The organism is Maritalea myrionectae (assembly GCF_003433515.1).
Taxonomy (GTDB): Bacteria; Pseudomonadota; Alphaproteobacteria; order Rhizobiales; family Devosiaceae; genus Maritalea; species Maritalea myrionectae.
In genome coordinates this window covers 80,412-99,151 of sequence record NZ_CP021330.1, presented here as the reverse complement: position 1 = coordinate 99,151, position 18,740 = coordinate 80,412, and the positions used below count along the sequence as shown (strand labels likewise).

Below are 18,740 nucleotides of genomic sequence, written 5' to 3'. Positions count from 1 at the left end.
GATGACCCATGAATTCTCGCTTGGCGGGCTTAAAGTTGAAATTGTGGGACGAGAGTTTCCAGATGAATTTGAAGAATATTGGGATGCGAACTGGCTGCAAGTAAAAACAGATTGCCGTGATACGCACGCGCGGGCCGGTCATCAAGGTCCTATCCTGTTGACGTTTGAAATTGAAGATTTCCGGAAGCAACTTGAGCGGGTTGCCGCAAATGAAACCGAACAAGCTGTCTTGGACGGCACGGAGCCAGGCTTGAAGGTTTTCGTCAGCCGTAATGGAGCATCAGGGCATTTTATGGCGGCAGTGGAGCTATCTGACGAAAGTCAAAACCACATACAAGAATTCAAGTTTGATCTGGATGAAACCGAACTCATCGCTGCCACCAAGCAATTGTCGAGAATTATGAAAGCATACCCAGTGCGCCAAGGAGATCAGCATGTTTAAAAAAATTCTGATTGCCAACCGGGGTGAAATTGCCTGTCGCGTCATGCGCTCGGCGCAGCAGATGGGCATCCAATGTGTCGCCATCTATTCCGATGCGGACGCCAATGCTCAGCATGTGCAGATGGCCGACGAGGCCTATCATATTGGCCCCAGTCCTGTGGCGGAAAGCTATTTGAGGGCGGACAAGATCATTGAGATAGTCAAGCGTACCGGCGCGGAAGCCGTGCATCCGGGCTATGGGTTCCTCTCGGAAAACCCAGACTTTGTGGAAGCGCTAGAAGCCAACAATATCCGCTTTATCGGCCCCTCTGCCGATGCGATCCGCAAAATGGGCCTGAAAGATGCGGCCAAGGCGCTGATGGAAGAAGCCGGTGTGCCCGTGGTGCCTGGCTATCATGGCGACAATCAGGACGCAGACTTCCTCGCGGCAGAAGCCGAAAAGATCGGTTATCCGGTGCTGATTAAAGCCCGCGCGGGCGGCGGCGGCAAAGGCATGCGCCGCGTGGATGACCCGAAAGAGTTTAAGTCGGCGCTGGAAGGCGCCATGCGCGAAGGCCAATCCAGCTTTGGCGATCCGCGAGTGCTGATCGAAAAATACATCACCACCCCGCGCCATATCGAAATTCAGGTCTTTGGCGATGATCATGGCAACGCCGTGCATCTGTTTGAGCGCGATTGCTCGCTGCAACGACGCCACCAAAAGGTGATTGAAGAAGCCCCGGCACCGGGCATGACCCAAGAGATGCGCAACGCCATGGGCGACGCCGCTGTGCGCGCGGCCAAGGCCATCAATTATTCGGGTGCGGGTACGGTGGAATTTATCGTCGACGCCGCCAATGGGTTGAACCCGAACGGCTTCTATTTTATGGAAATGAACACCCGCCTGCAGGTGGAACATCCGGTGACTGAACTGATTACCGGGCAAGATCTGGTGGCCTGGCAATTGCGCGTCGCCAGCGGCGAACCTCTGCCCATGGCACAGGATGATTTGTCGATCAACGGATGGGCGTTCGAAGCGCGGCTCTATGCGGAAGATGTGCCCAAGGGCTTTCTGCCCGCCACAGGCACCTTGCAACATCTGGCGCTCGACGATCAAACCGCCCGCATTGATTCCGGCGTGGCCACAGGCGATGAAATCTCGCCCTTCTACGATCCGATGATCGCCAAAATCACCGTGCACGCCAATGACCGCGGCGAAGCCCTACAAAAGCTCAACAAAGCCTTGGGCAATAGCGAGATTGTTGGGCTGGTCACCAATAAGGACTTTTTGAAAGCCCTCACCGAGCATCAGGATTTTGCCCAAGGCAAAGTGGATACAGGCCTGATTGATCGCGATCTCGACGCGTTGATCGAACCTGTCACGCTGCCCGCCGAAACCATCGCCGCCGCCTTCATCGTGGCCAGCAATCTGGCACAACAGCCGAGCGCGGATATCTGGCAGAGCCTGCCTGCTTATCGCGCATGGCCCGGCGAAAGCCTGCCCCTGCATCTGCACCATGCCGACCGCGAAATTATTGGCCGTATCCAGCTTCTGGAGGGCGCCTATGAAGTCGCGTTTGACGATCAAAGCGTAAAGGTGAAGTCGGCCAAACTGGACGAAGATAAATTGGTGCTGAACTTCGGCGATCACCAGCAAAAAATGCGCATCCATCAGGCCCACAATCAGCTCACCCTTTTTGCCGATGGTCAACGCCACCAGTTCGACATTGTTGAAGTTGAACTGGCCGAAGACGCCACCAGCGGCGACAATGTGATTTCGCCCATGCCGGGGGCGATTGTCGACCTGAAGGCCAAGGCCGGGCAGGCGGTGAAAAAGGGCGACAAGCTGATCACCATCGAGGCGATGAAAATGGAACATGCGCTCGCCGCCCCGCGCGATGGAATGGTGGCCGAAGTGCTGGTGGCCATGGGCGATCAGGTGCAAGATGGCGCCATACTGATCACACTGGAGCCTGAAGATGGATAAGGTCACCCTGTTTGAAATGGGTCCGCGCGACGGGCTGCAAAACGAAAAAAAGCTGATCGACACCACCGACAAAATTAAGCTGGTCGATCTCCTGTCCGAGTGTGGTTTCAGCAAAATCGAGGTCACCAGCTTCGTGTCGCCCAAATGGGTGCCGCAAATGGCTGACGCGGCTGACGTGCTCGCGGGCATCCATCGCAATCCGGCCATCGCCTATGCCGCCCTCACCCCCAATCTGCGCGGCTATGACGGCGCAAAAGCCGCCCGCGCCGACGAGGTCGCCATCTTCGCCTCCGCCTCCGAAGGCTTCAGCCAGAAAAACATCAATTGCTCCATCGATGAGAGCTTGGAGCGGTTCGCCCCCGTGCTCGCCGCCGCCAAGGCCGACAATATCCCCGTGCGCGGCTATGTCTCCTGCGTCACCGATTGCCCCTATGATGGCCCCACGCCACCAGAAAACACCGCCCGCATCGCCAAAGCGCTTTACGATATGGGCTGCTATGAAATAAGCCTCGGCGACACCATCGGCGCCGCCACCCCCGAAACCACCTCTTTGATGCTGCAAGCAGTGCAGCAGGTCGTGCCCATCGCCAAACTAGCCGGCCACTTCCACGACACTCACGCCCGCGCGCTGGACAATATCGAAGTGTGCCTCGGCTATGGCCTCCGCACCTTCGACGCCGCCGTCGGCGGCCTCGGCGGCTGCCCCTACGCCCCCGGCGCCAAAGGCAATGTCGCCACCGAGAAGGTCGCCACGCTCCTACACAGCAAAGGCTTCGCCACCGGCCTCGACCTTGAAAAACTCGCCAAAGCCAGTCAATTTGCCCAAAACCTAAAGGGATAAAATGATTGCGCTGACGGCAGAATTGAAAGAACAGCTTTATCGCCTAGAAGAAAGCCTATGGCGGGCCGAAACCCGCTATGATCGACCGGCGATGGACAAATGCTTCGCGCCAGACTTTTTCGAATTTGGTCGCTCAGGCCGCACCTACACGCGGGACGAACTGCTGCCAGCAGCCTACGAAACAGGCGAAATCCCCATCAGTTTGCCGCTACCCAATTTCAACATCACCGCTATCGATGAGAATAGCGTGCTGATCACCTATCTGAGCGAATTGACCCGCAACGGTTCCCTCGAACGCGCGAACCGTGCTTCGATCTGGACCAACATCGGCGATCAATGGCAACTCCGCTTTCATCAGGGCACGCCATGTCCCTAGCCAATCTTGCCAAACCGCAAAAGCTCTCGCCCGGCGATAAGGTCGCGGTGGTCTCACCCTCCTGGGGCGGTGCGGGGCAGTTTCCCCATCGCTACGAGGCGGGCAAGCGCCAGCTGACCGAGACCTTTAATGTACAGGTGGTGGACATGCCCCATGCCACCAAACCGGCTGCATGGGTGGCGCAAAACCCCAAGGCCCGGGCCGAAGATGTGATGGCCGCCTTTGCGGACCCGTCAATAAAGGCGGTTATTACCGCCATTGGCGGCGATGACTCTATTCGGTTGCTGCCCCATCTCGACTTGAACGTGATCACCGACAACCCAAAAATCTTTATGGGTTACTCCGACACAACCATTTTGCATTTCGCGTGTCTGACAGCCGGCCTGTCCAGCTTCTATGGCCCGGCCATCATGGCCGGATTTGGCGAAAATGGCGGGATATTTCCCTATATGGAGCAGGCGGTGCGCAAATGCCTGTTCTCCAATGATCCGGTAGGTGAAGTGCCCGCCGCAGCGGAATGGACCGTGGAAATGCTCGACTGGGCCAAGCCCGAACTGCAAAGCCAGAAAAGAAAATTGCAACCCGCCTTGGGCCGCACCTGCCTGCAAGGCAGCGGCAAAGTGCAGGGGCGCTTGATCGGCGGGTGCATTGATGTGCTGCCGATGCTGGTCGGCACCAGCATCTGGCCCGACAGCGACATGTTTGATGACGCCATCCTGTTTATTGAAACCTCTGAAGAAGGCCCCGCGCCGGATGCGATCAAGCGCATCTTGCGCAATCTGGGCGTGCAGGGCATTTTCGACAGGTTGAACGGTATTTTGATCGGCCGGCCCGGCGGCGGCGTAAAAGACTTACGCCAATATGACCGCGCCACCCAAGAGGTGGTGCGCGATGAATTTGCCCAGCCCGCCCTGCCGATCATGGCGCAATTGGATTTCGGCCACACCGATCCAATGTGCGTGCTGCCCTATGGCGCCTTGACCGAAATAGATTGCGACAATCTCCAATTTTCCATTCTTGAACCCGCTTGCCGCGAGGATTGACCATGCCCGATTACACCACCATTTCTCTGGAAACCGATGCCCGAGGCGTCGCCACGCTCACGCTGGACCGCGCCGAAAAACACAATGCTGTGAGCGCGGAAATGATTGCTGAACTCACCGACGCTGCCGCCGAGATCAATAAGGATGAAGCGATCCGCGTGGTGGTACTCACGGGCGCGGGCAAGAGCTTTTGCGCCGGGGGTGATCTCAACTGGATGCGCGAGCAGTTTGATGCGGATCGGGCGACCCGCATGGCGGAAGCGAAAAAGCTGGCCATGGTGCTCTTCGCGCTGAACACGCTGGAAAAGCCGCTGATCGGCAAGGTCAATGGCAATGCCTTTGGCGGCGGCGTCGGCATGATGGCGGTGTGCGATATTGTGGTGGCTGCCGACCACGCCAAATTTGGCCTCACGGAAACCAAGCTTGGGCTAATCCCGGCCACCATCAGCCCCTATGTCGTGGCGCGGATGGGCGAGGGTAACGCCCGTCAGGTCTTCTTCTCTGCCGCCTTATTCGGGCCAGATCGAGCGCAACAATTGGGCCTTGTCGCCAAATCAGTGCCGTTTGAACTGCTGGATGAGGCAGTGGAAGCCGAAATCAAACCCTATTTCGCCACGTCACCGCAAGCAGTCACCGCCGCGAAAAAACTCGCTCGCCAGCTCGGCCCCCGCCTTGATGAAGCGCTGATTGATGACACCATCCGCCAACTGGCCGACACTTGGGAAACCCCAGACGCGCAAGAAGGCATCGGCGCCTTTTTCGATAAACGCAAAGCCAATTGGGTGAAGTAGGTCATCTGCATGTTCAAGTTCACGACGTCTTTGCCGGACATGCCCCGGTAATCCAATTACGGCGAACGCCGCCTCCTGAAAATGGTTTGTGCAGAGGGTACGAGAAACGTATGTTCGATCGTATATGCAGCCATTGCCTTCACAAATGGCAAGTCATGGCGCATTCGTTGCAGGTCATTCAAGTCATTTGGGTCAATTGTAGGTTCATTGTCACTAGCGTGTGCGACAGCGCATCTATTGGAAGAGATGAAATAGTTTTCAATTGATTGCTTTGGTGTTTGCGAATTCAATGGCATCCAATCATGGAGCCGATGTGGCCAATAATCTCGGACCATTTCATAGTGGTCCCTGATCCATTGCTTAAGCTTACCGCCCCGGCCATACGCCAAATTCAGAATTCTAAAATATGAAAGGCATTGATAGGCAGGAATGTTCAGCAATTGACCTTCTCTGTAGATCGCCAGTGCAAGTTTTACGCTGCGTTCTGTAGGCTCCGGAAGATACTCGATAAAGAAATCATCGTTAAATCCTAACGTTGTCTCAAATATGCTGCCCACAGATGTTGGTAAGTCGCTGCCGGTAAAATCAACAACTTCTATTGGTAATTCCTTAATCCAAGATACCGCATTGGCGAACTCACAGATTACATTATGCTGATCGTGAAGTGATACTTCTGGGGGGCAACGATGCGCCACCGTATGAAAGGTGAAATGGTGATCAGGTGATCGGGCGTTGCCGGGCTTCAAAAATATTTGGTTCCCAGAAAAGTCAATTGCTATCGGATATGTCGGTATTGCTATCCCTTTGAGGCCTGCGGTACTCCAGTTTCCTCTTTCATAAAAAATCTCCTCGTCAACTTTCCTGATGCGGATTGACATTGCACGGCCCTTTTCTGCCCCCAGCTACCGGAAACAACAATGGAGTTGAATTGGCAGGATGCTATAGGGTGTTATCGGTCTAAACAAATGACATCGTCAACAAGACCGATTCACATCTCCGTGCCCGTAGCGCGGGATTGGCTCTTTTTGCCATCCTGTTCCCGCCGCGCCTTATTGGCTTCAATCTTGCCTTCAAGATCGGCTTCATCGGGCCGCCCGCTAAAATGCTCTTGAGTGGGCAAATAGTTGGCCACAATCAAATAGGTCTCTTGTGCCACATCATAGAGGCGGCGCAACTCAGCCAGCGGGTCTTCATGATCGTCGGCGCGGATATCCAGCCAGGGGTAGGATTCGCCGCGATGGATCACCAGCCCCGCCGATTGCTTGCCGCGCTTGTCGCCGCCCGCAGCTTCACCGGCTTCCATGGCGGTCATCAAGCGTTCCGCAAAGGGCAAATGCAGATGGTCGCAATAGGCGCGGGCGGTCTCGCTCACCACTTCTTTGCCCGCCAGCATATTGCCCGCCACCGAAAAGCCATCGCCAATCTCATGCCCGGCAAAATCAATGCAGTCATCGCCGGTAAAAGCGGCTGAGCTTCCGCTTTGATCGAGCATATGGCACTGGCGAGTAGCATGGCCCTCATCCTTGGCCACCATGCAATTGAGCACATGTTGCGCGCTTTCGCCCTGCGCCAGCATTTGCCTCCCCTCGGTGCCCCAAAGCGGGTTCACCCAGCTCTGCGACGCAATCGCAAAATCCGCGCCCATATAGGGCACCATCGCCCCGGCGGCGAAAAAGCGGCTCGCCACAATCACCCCCACCATGCCCGTCTCTTTATCTTTGGCAACGATGGAATAGGTCATGGCAGAGCTCCAAAAGTGAGAAAATTACTTACCCTTGTTCACAAAGGCCGCCACCGCCTCTTTATGGGCGTCTGAATGGTGGCAGGTGCCCTGCACAAGGGCAGTATGGTCCAAAAAGTCCGATAGGTTCATCTGCTGCGCCTTGCGCATCAGCAATTTCGATTGTCGCACTTGATAATGCGGCTTTGCGGCAATTTCTTGCGCCAAGGTGGTGGCCCGGTCCATCAATTGATCCGCCGGCACCGCATCCAGCAAAAAGCCGATTGCCTTGGCTTCGTGCGCATTAAACAAGCGCCCGGTAAAGGTCAGCTCTGCGGCGCGTTGATAGCCGACAACACGCTGCAAGAAGTAAGCGCCGCCATCGCCGGGGATCAGCCCCATATTGACGAAGTTTTCGCCAAAGCGGGCATGGTCGGCGGCGATGCGGACATCGCACATGGCGGTGAGGTCAAAGCCAGCGCCCACGGCCACGCCATTGATCGCGGCGATCACGGGGACGCTCAGTTCGGCAAATTTCATCGGTATACGCTGGATGGTGGCCTTATAGGCCGCCGCGATATCGTCCACCCCGCCGGAAAACATGCCCGTGCGCTCGTGCATATCTTTCACATTGCCGCCAGAGGAAAAGCCCTTGCCCGTCCCGGTGAGGATCACGCAGCCGACATCCGGGCTGGCCTCGGCCCAATCCAGAGTGTGAATGATGTCGTCGATAAGGTTGGTGCCGGTGAGGGCGTTTAAAACGTCCTCACGGCAAAAGGTCAGCGTGGCCACGCCCGCATCCAATTCCAGCTTGGCATCGGTCAGCGTGGGCAGGCTCATCTTAGTCAAGTGCCGAAGTCAGTTCGGGCACCAGCTCGAACAGATCGCCCACCAGGCCATAGTCAGCCACGGAGAAGATTGGTGCATCTTCGTCAGTGTTGATCGCGACAATGGTGGTGCTGTCTTTCATGCCCGCCAAGTGCTGGATCGCGCCGGAAATGCCAATGGCGATATAAAGTTTGGGTGCCACAACCTTGCCGGTCTGGCCCACTTGCCAATCGTTGGGAGCATAGCCCGCATCCACCGCCGCGCGAGACGCGCCAAGCGCCGCGCCCAGCTTGTCCGCCAAGGGCTCAAGCAATTCGTTGAACTTCTCCTTGGAGCCGAATGCCCGACCGCCGGAGACCACAACTTTGGCGCTGGCCAAGTCCACCCGGTCGCCGCCAGCCAATTGCTCGCTCTTAAAGCTGGAGATGGCATTGTCCGGTGCATTGTCCACCGCTTCAACGCTGGCGCTGCCATCAGTGGCGGCGGCGTCAAAGGCCGTGGTGCGCACGGTGATCACCTTTTTGGCGTCGCTGGTTTGCACCTTTTGGAACGCATTGCCCGCATAGATCGGGCGCACAAATGTGTCACCGCTCACCACTTCGGTAATGTCAGAAATCTGCATCACATCAAGCAAAGCCGCCACGCGGGGCAGGGCGTTTTTCCAGTTGGAGGTTGCCGGGGCCACAATCGCATCATAGCCATCGGCCAAGGAAACGATCAGGTCCGCCACAGGCTCGGCCAACTGGTTGGCAAAAGCGGCATTGTCGGCGTGCAGCACTTTGCCCGCACCGGCGATTTTCGCCGCTTCCGCCGCCACATCACCAGCGCCTTCACCGGCCACCAAAACATCGAACCCGTCGCCCAGCTTTGCCGCCGCGCTGGCCGCGCGCAAGGTGGCTTCGTTCAAGGCTTTATTGTCATGTTCAGCAATCAAAAGTGTCGTCATTAGATTGCCCCCGCTTCGTTCTTCAATTTATCAACCAGCTCTGCAACAGAACCCACTTTAATGCCCGCCGCGCGCTTTGGCGGCTCTGTGGTTTCGAGAACGGTCAAACGGTTTTTGATCTCAACGCCATAATCGCCCGGCTCTTTAACGTCCAAAGGCTTTTTCTTGGCCTTCATAATGTTCGGCAAAGAGGCATAGCGCGGCTCATTCAGCCGCAAATCTGTGGTGATGATCGCGGGCAGGGAAAGCGATACGGTCTGCAAACCGCCATCCACTTCGCGGGTCACATCCACGCCATCATCGCTCAGCTCAACATCATAGGCAAAAGTGCCCTGGCCCCAACCGAGCAATGCGCCCAGCATCTGGCCGGTCTGGTTGGCATCATCATCAATGGCCTGCTTGCCCAAGATCACCAATTGGGGCTGTTCTTCATCCACAACGGCTTTGAGCAATTTGGCCACATCAAGCGGTTCAACGGTCTCGTCGGTCTTGATCAAAATGCCGCGATCCGCGCCCATGGCCAAACCAGTGCGCAAGGTTTCCTGCGCCTTTTCCGGGCCGATCGACACAACGATCACTTCTTCCGCCTTGCCGGCTTCTTTTAGCTTGAGCGCCTCTTCAACGGCAATTTCGTCAAAGGGGTTCATGCTCATTTTCACATTGGCGAGATCAACGCCCGTTCCATCCGCCTTCACGCGGATCTTGACGTTGTAATCAACGACCCGTTTCACGGGTACAAGAATTTTCATCTTTGGCTCTCCGTAAGTTAGTCGGCAATCTCAATTGCCATGGCCGTTGCTTCACCCCCACCGATACAAAGCGAGGCAACACCGCGTTTCTTAGAGGTGTGTTCAAGCGCGTGCAAGAGCGTCACCAAAATTCGTGCGCCAGAAGCGCCAATTGGGTGGCCAAGGGCACAAGCGCCGCCGTGAATATTCACCTTGTCCGCATCAATCTTGAGGTCATGTATCGCCGCCAGAGTCACAACGGCGAAGGCCTCATTGATTTCCCAAAGATCAACATCATGAACAGCCCAGCCAATCTTGTCGATCAGTTTTTGCATTGCCGGCACAGGCGCTGTGGTGAACCAGCCTGGTTCATGCGCATGGCTTTGATGGCCGATGATCCGCGCACGGATATTCAGCCCCTTGGCCTTGGCATCACTTTCGCGCATTAGCACAAGCGCAGCCGCGCCATCAGAGATAGAGGACGCGTTGGCCGCTGTCACCGTGCCATCCTTGGCAAAGGCCGGGCGCAATTGCGGAATTTTGTCCGGGCGGGCATTGCCGGGCTGCTCGTCTTTGTCGACGGTCACATCGCCCTTGCGGCCCTTAATGGTCACCGGCGCGATTTCCTTGTCAAAGCTGCCCTCTTCTTGGGCTTTCAGCGCCTTGCTCAACGACCCAAGGGCAAATTCATCCTGCTGCTCGCGGCTAAAGCTATATTTACCCGCACAATTCTCGGCAAATTGCCCCATCAATTCCCGATCACCATAGGCATTTTGCAGCCCGTCAAAAAACATATGGTCGATCACTTCCGCATGACCCATGCGCGCGCCGCTGCGCATTTTCGGCAGCAGATAAGGCGCGTTGGTCATGCTTTCCATGCCGCCAGCCACAACAATGTCACCATTGTCGGCTTTCAGCTGATCATGCGCCAGCATCACGGCCTTCATGCCCGAGCCACACACTTTGGAAATGGTGGTGCAGGCGGTGCCCAGCTTCAGCCCGGCGCCCAGCGCGGCCTGACGGGCAGGGGCCTGGCCGATCCCGGCATTGAGCACATTGCCCATCAGCACTTCTGAAATATCTTCTGGCGAAAGGCCTGCGCGCTCAACCGCGGCCTTAATCGCGGTAGCGCCAAGGTCCGGCGCGCTCGCTGCGCCCAAATCACCTTGCAGCCCACCCATCGGGGTCCGGGCCGCATCCACAATTACAATATGGTCTGTCATAAAAGCTCCTATCGCGGCTGCAAGCGCACCGCGCCATCAAGCCGAATGGTCTCGCCATTCAACATGCTATTGATGATGATATGTTCCACCAATTTGGCAAAATCTTCCGGGTGCCCCAACCGTTTGGGGAAGGGGGTGTTTTCCGCCAGTGAATCCTGCACTTCTTGCGAAAAGCCCTTCATCATGGGGGTCAAAAAGATGCCCGGCGCAATCGACAACACCCGCACGCCGTCGCGCGACAAATCCCGCGCCATCGGCAAGGTCATGCCCACAATGCCGCCTTTGGAGGCGGAATAGGCGATCTGGCCAATCTGGCCCTCATAAGCGGCCACAGAAGCGGTGTTGATAATCACCCCGCGTTCGCCATCGCCTGAAAGCGCATCCATTTTCACCATGCCCGCAGCCGATTGCGAGGCGCAGTTAAAGCTGCCGATCAGATTGACGCCCAAGGTTTTGGCAAACAGACCCGCATCGTGCGGGTTGCCTTCGCGGTCCACGGTTTTGGCGCCCGGCGCAATGCCGGCGCAGTTCACCATCACCCGCTCTTGCCCCAATTGCCCGCGCACATGTTCAAAGCCGCGATCAACACTGTCGGCATCCGATACATCCACCTTGGCAAAGGCGCCGCCAATCTCGTCAGCCACCCGCTGGCCATCCTCTTCATTCAGATCGAAAATACCGACCCGTGCGCCCAAAATCGCGAGGTGTCGCGCCACGCCTTCGCCCAGGCCAGACGCGCCGCCGGATACGACAACGGTCAGTTCATCATCAATATGCATATCTATTCACCCTTGAAGTTGGCGTCGCGTTTTTCGCTGAAGGCAGCCATGCCTTCTTTCTGGTCGTGGCTGGAAAACAAGCCGTGGAAGCTGCGACGTTCAAACAAAACGCCCTCGGTCAAGCCGCCCTCAAGCGCGCGGTTCACCGCTTCCTTGCCCGCCATCACAGAGAGTTTGCCAAAGCCAGCAATCTCTTTGGCGATGTTCATCACTTCATCCACCAAGCTGGCAGCATCAAAAACCCGCGCCGCCAAATTGCAGCGCTCCGCCTCGGTGGCGTCCATCATCCGGCCGGTCAAAATCATGTCCATGGCTTTATATTTGCCCACGGCTTTGGTCAGCCGTTGCGATCCGCCCATGCCGGGGATCACCCCGAGCTTGATTTCCGGTTGGCCGAACTTGGCGCGGTCGCCTGCATAGATCACGTCGCACATCATCGCCAGTTCACAGCCGCCGCCTAGCGCATAGCCGTTCACCGCTGCCAAAATCGGCGTGCGAATGCGCGATAGGCGGTCCCATCCGGCAAACCAGTCTGCGTTCAGCATGTCGGTTGCGGTTTTGTCCTGCATTTCCTTGATGTCCGCCCCGGCGGCAAATGCTTTTTCGGATCCGGTGATCACAAAGCAGCCTACACTTGGGTCGCGGTCATATTTTTCGAGCGCGGTGGCCACCGCCTCCATCACATCCAGATTCAGCGCATTCAGCGCGTCCGGGCGATTGAGGGTGATTTTGACCACCCGCTCGACCTGTTCCACCAAAATTACATCGGTCATCACGCTATCCTTTACCTCGATCAAAATTGGAAATGGGTGCGCTTAAGCTTTGTTAAGCGCATCCAAATCGTTGATGATGCCGGAAAAATCGTGCCCCACGCCGTGTTTTTCGACATACTTTTCATACAATGATGTGGCGTGCGCGCCAAGGGGGGTGGCACTATCCGTTTGGCTAGCAGCGTCCTGGCTCAGTTTCAGATCTTTCAGCATCAGGCTGGCATCAAAACCCGGCTTATAGTCCCGATCAGCGGGGCTTTCCGGCCCAACGCCCGGTACCGGACAATAAGTGTTCACGCTCCAGCAAGAGCCGGATGATGTGGAAATGACATCAAATAATGCAGATTTATCGAGGTTGAGCTTGTCCGCCAGATTAAACGCTTCCGCCGTGCCGATCATGGAAATCGCCAGCAGCATATTGTTGCAGATTTTGGCCGCCTGTCCGGCGCCGCCAGCGCCGCAATGCACGGCCTTTTGCCCCATAATGTCGAACAAGGGCTTGGCCTTGCCATAGGCATCGTCGCTGCCGCCCACCATAAAGGTCAGCGTGCCTGCTTCTGCGCCACCCACGCCGCCGGAAACCGGCGCATCAAGGCTCAACATGCCCGCCTCTTTCGCCATGGCATGTGCTTCTTCGGCGCTTTTCACATCAATGGTGGAGCAATCCAGAAACACAGTACCTTTGTTCGCCAGCCCCAAAAGTTGCTTATAAACGCTCAGCACAATATTGCCATTGGGCAGCATGGAGATTACCACATCGGCGCCTTCCACCGCGCCTTCGGCGCTATGGGCCAGCTGCACGCCCTTGGCCGCCGCTTTTTGCGCAATCTCCTGGTTCAAATCAAAGCCCAGCACCTCGTGCCCGGCGGTGGATAGGTTTGCAGCCATAGGGCCGCCCATATTGCCCAGTCCGATAAATGCGATCTTCATGTTGTCCTCCCAAAGACAAGCCGTCCCAACGGCTATTTTAAACTCAGCTCTTTTTCCCCAAGCGGCTTGAACATGGCTGACACCATTTGGTCGCTCACTTGGTCGAGCGTGGCGGGCACCCATTGCGGGTTGCGATCTTTCTCAATGATCGCGGCGCGAATGCCCTCGTAAAAATTCACGTCATAAAGCGATGCATCGGCGAAGCGGAATTCCTGACCTAAACAGGGCTCAATGCTGTCCATCTGCTTCGCTTCATTGATGGCATGAAAGGTCGATTTCACCGATAGCGGACACTGCCGCTTCAAAACCTTCAAAGCCTTTTGTGCAAACTCGCTCTCATCCGCTTCAATCGCGGCCATCGCGTCGTCAAAGCTCTTGTCCGCAAACCAGTCGGCAATTTGCGTGTGGTGCCAGCGCGCATCGCCCTCTGGCGGTGTTGCCGCATGGGCTTTGATCAACTCGTCCACATCGCCACCGGCCAAAATGGCCTCTTTCAGCGCGTTAAACTTGTCCTCCGGTACGTAATAATCCGCAAATCCACAATAGATGGCATCATCGGCAGTCATGCGTCCGCCGGTCAACCCGTAGAAATACCCTAAGCCGCCGGGTGCACGCGACAGCAAATAGGTGCCGCCCACATCAGGCAAAAACCCAATGCCGGTTTCCGGCATGGAAATAATGGAATTGTCGGTCACGATCCGGTGGCTGCCATGGGCGGAAACGCCCACACCGCCGCCCATAATAAAGCCATGCATCATGGCCACATAGGGCTTGGTGTAATTCTCAATCAGCGCGTTCAATTCATATTCGTCGCGCCAGAACTGCATCACCGCATCATGGTCGGTGCGGCCATTTTCATAAACCGCCTGAATGTCGCCGCCAGCGCAAAAGGCGCGGTCACCCGCGCCCTCAATCAGCAACGCATGAATGCCCGGATCGCCCTGCCATACTTTCATGGCCTCAAGCATATCCAGCACCATCTGGTGGCTTAAAGCGTTCAGGGCTTTGGGGCGGTTAAGCACAATGTGCCCAACCCCATTTTGGCTCGAAATCAGAACTTCTTTCTCGCTCATGATGCACTCAAGAGTTGCCGCGCCACGATCATGCGCATGATCTCATTGGTGCCTTCCAAAATCTGGTGCACCCGCAAATCCCGCACGATTTTCTCAATGCCATAATCGGCCAAATAGCCATAACCGCCATGCAATTGCAGGGCCTGGTTGGCCACATCAAAGGCCGTGTCGGTCACAAACCGTTTGGCCATGGCGCAATATTTGGTTGCCTCGGGCAATTGCTGGTCATAGGTCCAGGCCGCCTTGTAAAGAAAAACCCGTGCGGCCTGCAGCTCAATCTCCATGTCGGCCAAGCGGAATTGCAGCGCCTGAAACTGGTTGATGCTTTTGCCAAAGGCTTTGCGCTCTTCCATATAGCCCAGCGTCTTGTCGAGCGCCGCTTGCGCTGCGCCCAAGGCGCTGGCCGCAATGTTCAACCGCCCGCCATCAAGCCCCTTCATGGCATATTTGAACCCGTCGCCTTCCGTGCCCAGCAAATTGCTGGCCGGCACACGCACATTGTTCATCACCACTTCGGAGGTGGGCTGTACATTCCAGCCCATCTTTTTTTCATTGGCGCCATAGCTGAGGCCCTCTGTGCCCTTTTCCACCAAGAAGGCCGAAATGCCTTTCGGGCCTTCTTCGCCGGTGCGGGCCATCACGATATAAAGGTCAGACACACCGCCGCCGGAAATGAAGCTCTTTGTGCCGTTCAGCACGTACTCGTCGCCGTCACGCTTGGCCGTGGTTTTCAGCGCCGCCGCGTCCGAGCCAGATCCCGGCTCGGTCAGGCAATAGCTGGCCACCTTATCCATGGTGCAAAGCTGCGGCCCCCACTCTTGACGCATCTCTTCGCTGCCAAAGCGGTCGATCATCCAGGCACACATATTGTGGATGGAGAGGAAAGAGGCCGTGGCCGGACAACCATGAGACAGAGCTTCAAAAATCAGCGCTGCATCCAACCGGGTCAGGTCAGACCCGCCAATATCGTCGCGCACATAAATGCCCGCCATGCCCAATTCGGCTGTTTGCTTGATCACATCCAAAGGGAAATGCTTGGCCTGATCCCATTCCACCGCGTGGGGTGCAATGTTCTCGGCGGCAAATTCCCGCGCCATATCAAAAATGGCGCTTTGTTCTTCGCTTAATGCAAAATCCATCTCGGATTACTCCATCACAGGAATGGTAAAGCTCGCGCCTTCTTTCACACCAGAAGGCCACCGCGAGGTCACGGTTTTGGTGCGCGTATAGAAGCGGAACGCATCCGGACCGTGCTGGTTCAAATCGCCAAAGCCGGAGCGCTTCCAGCCACCAAAGGTGTAATAAGCCAGCGGCACGGGGATCGGCACGTTTACGCCAACCATGCCCACATTGATCCGGTGGGTGAAGTCACGCGCCGTGTCGCCATCGCGGGTGAAAATCGCAACGCCATTGCCATATTCATGGCGCATAGCATAGCCAACCGCATCTTCATAAGTTTCCGCCCGCATCACAGAAAGCACAGGGCCAAAAATCTCTTCTTTATAGATGTCCATGCCCTCGGTCACATTGTCGAAAAGGCAAGGGCCGATAAAGAACCCGTCTGGATTGGTGCTGTGCTTAAAGCCGCGCCCATCCACAACAAGGTCTGCGCCTTCTTCAACGCCCTTATCCACCAGCCCGGTCACGCGCTTCAGCGCATCCCCGGTCACCAGCGGGCCAAAGTCCACATTGTCGCCTTCCGTGTAAGGGCCAACCCGCAGCGCTTCCACGCGGGGTTTCAAAGCGGCCACCAATTTGTCGGCAGTTTCCTTGCCCACGGGCACGGCAACTGAAATGGCCATGCAGCGTTCGCCCGCAGCGCCATAACCTGCGCCCACCAGCGCATCCACGGCTTGCTCAATGTCCGCATCCGGCATGATGATCATGTGGTTTTTCGCGCCACCAAAACATTGCACGCGTTTACCGTTCGCAGAACCGCGCGAATAAATATATTCAGCAATCGGGGTAGACCCCACAAAGCCGATGGCTTGAATATCTTCATGGTCCAAAATGCCGTCCACGGCTTCTTTGTCCCCATGCACCACATTCAGCACGCCCTTGGGCAAACCCGCTTCAATCATCAATTCCGCCAGCATGTTCGGCACAGATGGATCGCGCTCCGACGGCTTCAAGATAAACGCATTGCCCGCGGCAATCGCGGGGCAGAATTTCCACATCGGGATCATGGCTGGGAAGTTAAACGGCGTAATGCCTGCCACAACACCCAATGGCTGGCGCATGGAATAAATGTCGATGCCGGTTGAGGCGGCGGCGCTATATTCGCCCTTCATAAAGTGCGGCGCACCGATGGAAAATTCAGCCACTTCCAACCCGCGCACCACATCGCCTTTCGCGTCTGGCAGGGTCTTGCCATGCTCGCGTGACAGGGCTTCGGCCAGTTTGTCCATATCGCGATGCAACAGCTCAACAAATTTCATCATCACGCGGCCACGGCGTTGGGCATTGGTGTTGCCCCATGCGATTTGTGCTTCCTTGGCAATCTCGATGGCCTTGGCCAATTCGTCCTTGCTGGCCAGCGGCACTTTCGCCTGCACGTCGCCAGTTGCGGGGTTCAACACATCAGCAAAACGGCCAGATGTGCCTTTAACATGTTCGCCATTGATAAAGTGGGTGATCTCGTTCATTGCTCGGGCCTCCTCCAGATCCCTTGCGCGCAAAATCAGCTATCGCTGTGCGCTGCGCAAACTGCGCCTTAAAAAACATATCGCCCGCATCATATTGTGCGTGAATGGGCGTTCAACAACAAATCAAGCAAAACCATTGTGCAAAAATACAGTAGCTATAGTGTAACACATCAGCTAATCTCACGCCATTATGCGCACCAATTGGGACGATTTTCGGTTTTTCCTCGCTGTGGCCCGCCACGGCACGCTCACTTTGGCCGCCGCCCAACTGGGTGTCGATCACGCCACCGTGTCGCGCCGCATTGCCGCGCTGGAAGAGAATATTAAAACAAAGCTGTTCCACCGCTCGCCCCAGGGCTATGCCCTTTCCGATGCTGGGCTGAAAATGCTGCCCATCGCCGAGCAGGTGGAAAGCGATGCCATGCGCGCCATTGATGAATTGAGCGACAAGCGCTCCGACCTGTCCGGCCCCGTGCGCATCGGCGCCCATGAAGGCGTCGCCAGCTTTCTACTTGCCGAGGGCGCAGCAGAACTCTGCCGCTTGCATCCGCAATTGGAAGTGCAATTGATCACCGTGCCGCGCAACTTCTCGCTCTCCAAGCGTGAAGCCGATTTTGTGATCACCGGCTCGCGGCCACAAACCGGCCGCGTCAAAATCCGCAAAATCGCGTCCTATGCCCTGCATATTTATGGCGCCCAATCCTATCTCGACAATCATGCGGAAATTATCGCCCGCCGCGACCTGAAGCGCGTGCGCGGCATCGGCTATATTCCGGATATGATTTTCGACAAAGAACTGGATTATATCCCCAGCGTCGACCCGTCGCTCAAAGCCCACCTCACCGCCACCAGCCTGCATGTGCAAGTGCAATTGGCGGTCGACGGGGCCGGGGTCTGCATCCTGCCCGATTATATCGCCAAAGATCACGCCAACCTGATCCCCATCCTGCCCGATGAAGTGGAAATCAAGCGCGATCTGTGGCTCACCATCCACGAAGATTTGGCCCATTTGACCCGTGTGCGCACGGTGGCCGATTTTATCACCAAAGATGTGCAACAGCGCCTGAAAGCAAGAGCATGACAAAGACCCGTTATTTTGAAGATTTGACCCTCGGCGAAAAGTTCGAAACCGAAACCTACACGCTGACGGCAGAAAAAGTGCACGAGTTCGCTTCAGAATATGACCCGCAATTCATCCATGTGAATGAGGACGAGGCGAAAGACGGCCCATTCGGCACCATCATCGCCTCCGGCTGGCAAACCCTCTCCGCCACCATGCGCCTGATGGCGCTGATCAAACCCTTCGGCCAAAATCCATTGATCGGCATGCGCATCGACGACCTGAAATTCGCCGCCCCGGTCTATCCGGGCGAAAGCGTCACGGTGAAGGGCGAAATTGTCGAGCTCACCAAATCCCGCACCGCCCCGCGCGGCTATGTCGGCATTTTGCTGAACACGATCAATCTCGACACCGGCAAACTCGTCGCCACCCAAAAATGGACCTGCCTGGTGCCGTGTCGCGAAGAATAATACTTCCCTCCAAAGCGCCCACAAACCCGTCCAACTCGCCTGCGCAAACGACTAGGGCACGTCATCAAGCCCACCCACTGTCATCCTCGGGCTTGACTCGGGGATCCAT

The 18,740-nt window shown here is 56.5% G+C and carries 20 protein-coding genes; 8 read left to right on the top strand and 12 right to left on the bottom strand.

All coding sequences use genetic code 11. From position 1 onward, the window contains the following. Nucleotide 1 precedes the first annotated feature (1 nt). From MXMO3_RS00465 to MXMO3_RS00440, 6 genes are read left to right on the top strand one after another with little or no spacing between them, the layout of a single operon-like run. Complete coding sequence (locus MXMO3_RS00465; RefSeq protein WP_117394591.1) at nt 2-442, top strand: WapI family immunity protein; 441 nt, start codon at nt 2-4, stop codon at nt 440-442. Further along, nucleotides 435-2,408: an acetyl/propionyl/methylcrotonyl-CoA carboxylase subunit alpha gene (locus MXMO3_RS00460; RefSeq protein ID WP_117394590.1), complete on the top strand. Its 1,974-nt coding sequence runs from the start codon at nt 435-437 to the stop codon at nt 2,406-2,408. The genes MXMO3_RS00465 and MXMO3_RS00460 overlap by 8 nt, the downstream gene beginning before the upstream one ends. Then, nucleotides 2,401-3,249: a hydroxymethylglutaryl-CoA lyase gene (locus tag MXMO3_RS00455; protein ID WP_117394589.1), complete on the top strand. Its 849-nt coding sequence runs from the start codon at nt 2,401-2,403 to the stop codon at nt 3,247-3,249. The genes MXMO3_RS00460 and MXMO3_RS00455 overlap by 8 nt, the downstream gene beginning before the upstream one ends. A 1-nt stretch (nt 3,250) precedes the next feature. Further along, nucleotides 3,251-3,625, top strand: coding sequence for a nuclear transport factor 2 family protein (locus MXMO3_RS00450; RefSeq protein WP_117394588.1), 375 nt, complete (start codon nt 3,251-3,253; stop codon nt 3,623-3,625). Further along, nucleotides 3,616-4,668, top strand: a complete 1,053-nt coding sequence (locus tag MXMO3_RS00445) for a S66 family peptidase (RefSeq protein WP_117394587.1) — start codon at nt 3,616-3,618, stop codon at nt 4,666-4,668. Before MXMO3_RS00450 ends, MXMO3_RS00445 begins: the two co-directional genes overlap by 10 nt. A gap of 2 nt (nt 4,669-4,670) precedes the next feature. Beyond that, nucleotides 4,671-5,459, top strand: coding sequence for a crotonase/enoyl-CoA hydratase family protein (locus tag MXMO3_RS00440; protein ID WP_117394586.1), 789 nt, complete (start codon nt 4,671-4,673; stop codon nt 5,457-5,459). 56 nt (nt 5,460-5,515) lie between these two features. Here the strand turns inward: MXMO3_RS00440 and mauJ are convergent, their stop codons facing one another. The 12 genes from mauJ to MXMO3_RS00380 all read right to left on the bottom strand — a co-directional run bounded on the left by mauJ (nt 5,516) and on the right by MXMO3_RS00380 (nt 17,101). Continuing rightward, on the bottom strand, nt 5,516-6,337 hold the full coding sequence (gene mauJ / locus MXMO3_RS00435; RefSeq protein ID WP_117394585.1) for a methylamine utilization protein MauJ: 822 nt from the start codon (nt 6,335-6,337) through the stop codon (nt 5,516-5,518). Nucleotides 6,338-6,447: 110 nt separating this feature from the next. Next, complete coding sequence (locus MXMO3_RS00430; protein ID WP_117394584.1) at nt 6,448-7,200, bottom strand: DUF1028 domain-containing protein; 753 nt, start codon at nt 7,198-7,200, stop codon at nt 6,448-6,450. Between the two features lie 24 nt (nt 7,201-7,224). Then, nucleotides 7,225-8,019, bottom strand: a complete 795-nt coding sequence (locus MXMO3_RS00425; RefSeq protein ID WP_117394583.1) for an enoyl-CoA hydratase-related protein — start codon at nt 8,017-8,019, stop codon at nt 7,225-7,227. A 1-nt stretch (nt 8,020) separates the two neighbouring features. After that, nucleotides 8,021-8,953 (bottom strand): electron transfer flavoprotein subunit alpha/FixB family protein, encoded by a 933-nt coding sequence (locus MXMO3_RS00420; protein WP_117394582.1) that lies wholly within the window; start codon nt 8,951-8,953, stop codon nt 8,021-8,023. Beyond that, on the bottom strand, nt 8,953-9,702 hold the full coding sequence (locus MXMO3_RS00415) for an electron transfer flavoprotein subunit beta/FixA family protein (protein ID WP_117394581.1): 750 nt from the start codon (nt 9,700-9,702) through the stop codon (nt 8,953-8,955). The genes MXMO3_RS00420 and MXMO3_RS00415 overlap by 1 nt, the downstream gene beginning before the upstream one ends. A 17-nt stretch (nt 9,703-9,719) precedes the next feature. After that, nucleotides 9,720-10,904 carry an acetyl-CoA C-acyltransferase gene (locus MXMO3_RS00410; protein ID WP_117394580.1) on the bottom strand — a complete coding sequence of 395 codons (1,185 nt, stop codon included), beginning with the start codon at nt 10,902-10,904 and terminating at the stop codon, nt 9,720-9,722. Between the two features lie 8 nt (nt 10,905-10,912). Further along, a complete protein-coding gene (locus tag MXMO3_RS00405) occupies nt 10,913-11,683 on the bottom strand; it encodes an SDR family NAD(P)-dependent oxidoreductase (RefSeq protein WP_117394579.1) in 771 nt (256 codons plus the stop codon). A gap of 2 nt (nt 11,684-11,685) precedes the next feature. Next, nucleotides 11,686-12,459: an enoyl-CoA hydratase-related protein gene (locus tag MXMO3_RS00400; RefSeq protein ID WP_245985775.1), complete on the bottom strand. Its 774-nt coding sequence runs from the start codon at nt 12,457-12,459 to the stop codon at nt 11,686-11,688. 39 nt (nt 12,460-12,498) lie between these two features. Further along, the gene (gene mmsB / locus MXMO3_RS00395; protein ID WP_117394577.1) at nt 12,499-13,383 is read right to left on the bottom strand and encodes a 3-hydroxyisobutyrate dehydrogenase; all 885 of its coding nucleotides are present in this window, start codon (nt 13,381-13,383) and stop codon (nt 12,499-12,501) included. A 32-nt stretch (nt 13,384-13,415) separates the two neighbouring features. Continuing rightward, nucleotides 13,416-14,456: an enoyl-CoA hydratase/isomerase family protein gene (locus MXMO3_RS00390; RefSeq protein ID WP_117394576.1), complete on the bottom strand. Its 1,041-nt coding sequence runs from the start codon at nt 14,454-14,456 to the stop codon at nt 13,416-13,418. Next, nucleotides 14,453-15,595 (bottom strand): acyl-CoA dehydrogenase family protein, encoded by a 1,143-nt coding sequence (locus MXMO3_RS00385; RefSeq protein WP_117394575.1) that lies wholly within the window; start codon nt 15,593-15,595, stop codon nt 14,453-14,455. Before MXMO3_RS00385 ends, MXMO3_RS00390 begins: the two co-directional genes overlap by 4 nt. A 6-nt stretch (nt 15,596-15,601) precedes the next feature. Then, a complete protein-coding gene (locus MXMO3_RS00380) occupies nt 15,602-17,101 on the bottom strand; it encodes a CoA-acylating methylmalonate-semialdehyde dehydrogenase (protein WP_117394574.1) in 1,500 nt (499 codons plus the stop codon). 190 nt (nt 17,102-17,291) lie between these two features. On the opposite strand from MXMO3_RS00380, the gene MXMO3_RS00375 reads away from it, so the two are divergent. Beyond that, nucleotides 17,292-18,182, top strand: a complete 891-nt coding sequence (locus tag MXMO3_RS00375) for a LysR family transcriptional regulator (RefSeq protein WP_117394573.1) — start codon at nt 17,292-17,294, stop codon at nt 18,180-18,182. Continuing rightward, nucleotides 18,179-18,631 (top strand): MaoC/PaaZ C-terminal domain-containing protein, encoded by a 453-nt coding sequence (locus MXMO3_RS00370; RefSeq protein ID WP_117394572.1) that lies wholly within the window; start codon nt 18,179-18,181, stop codon nt 18,629-18,631. The genes MXMO3_RS00375 and MXMO3_RS00370 overlap by 4 nt, the downstream gene beginning before the upstream one ends. Nucleotides 18,632-18,740 lie beyond the last annotated feature (109 nt).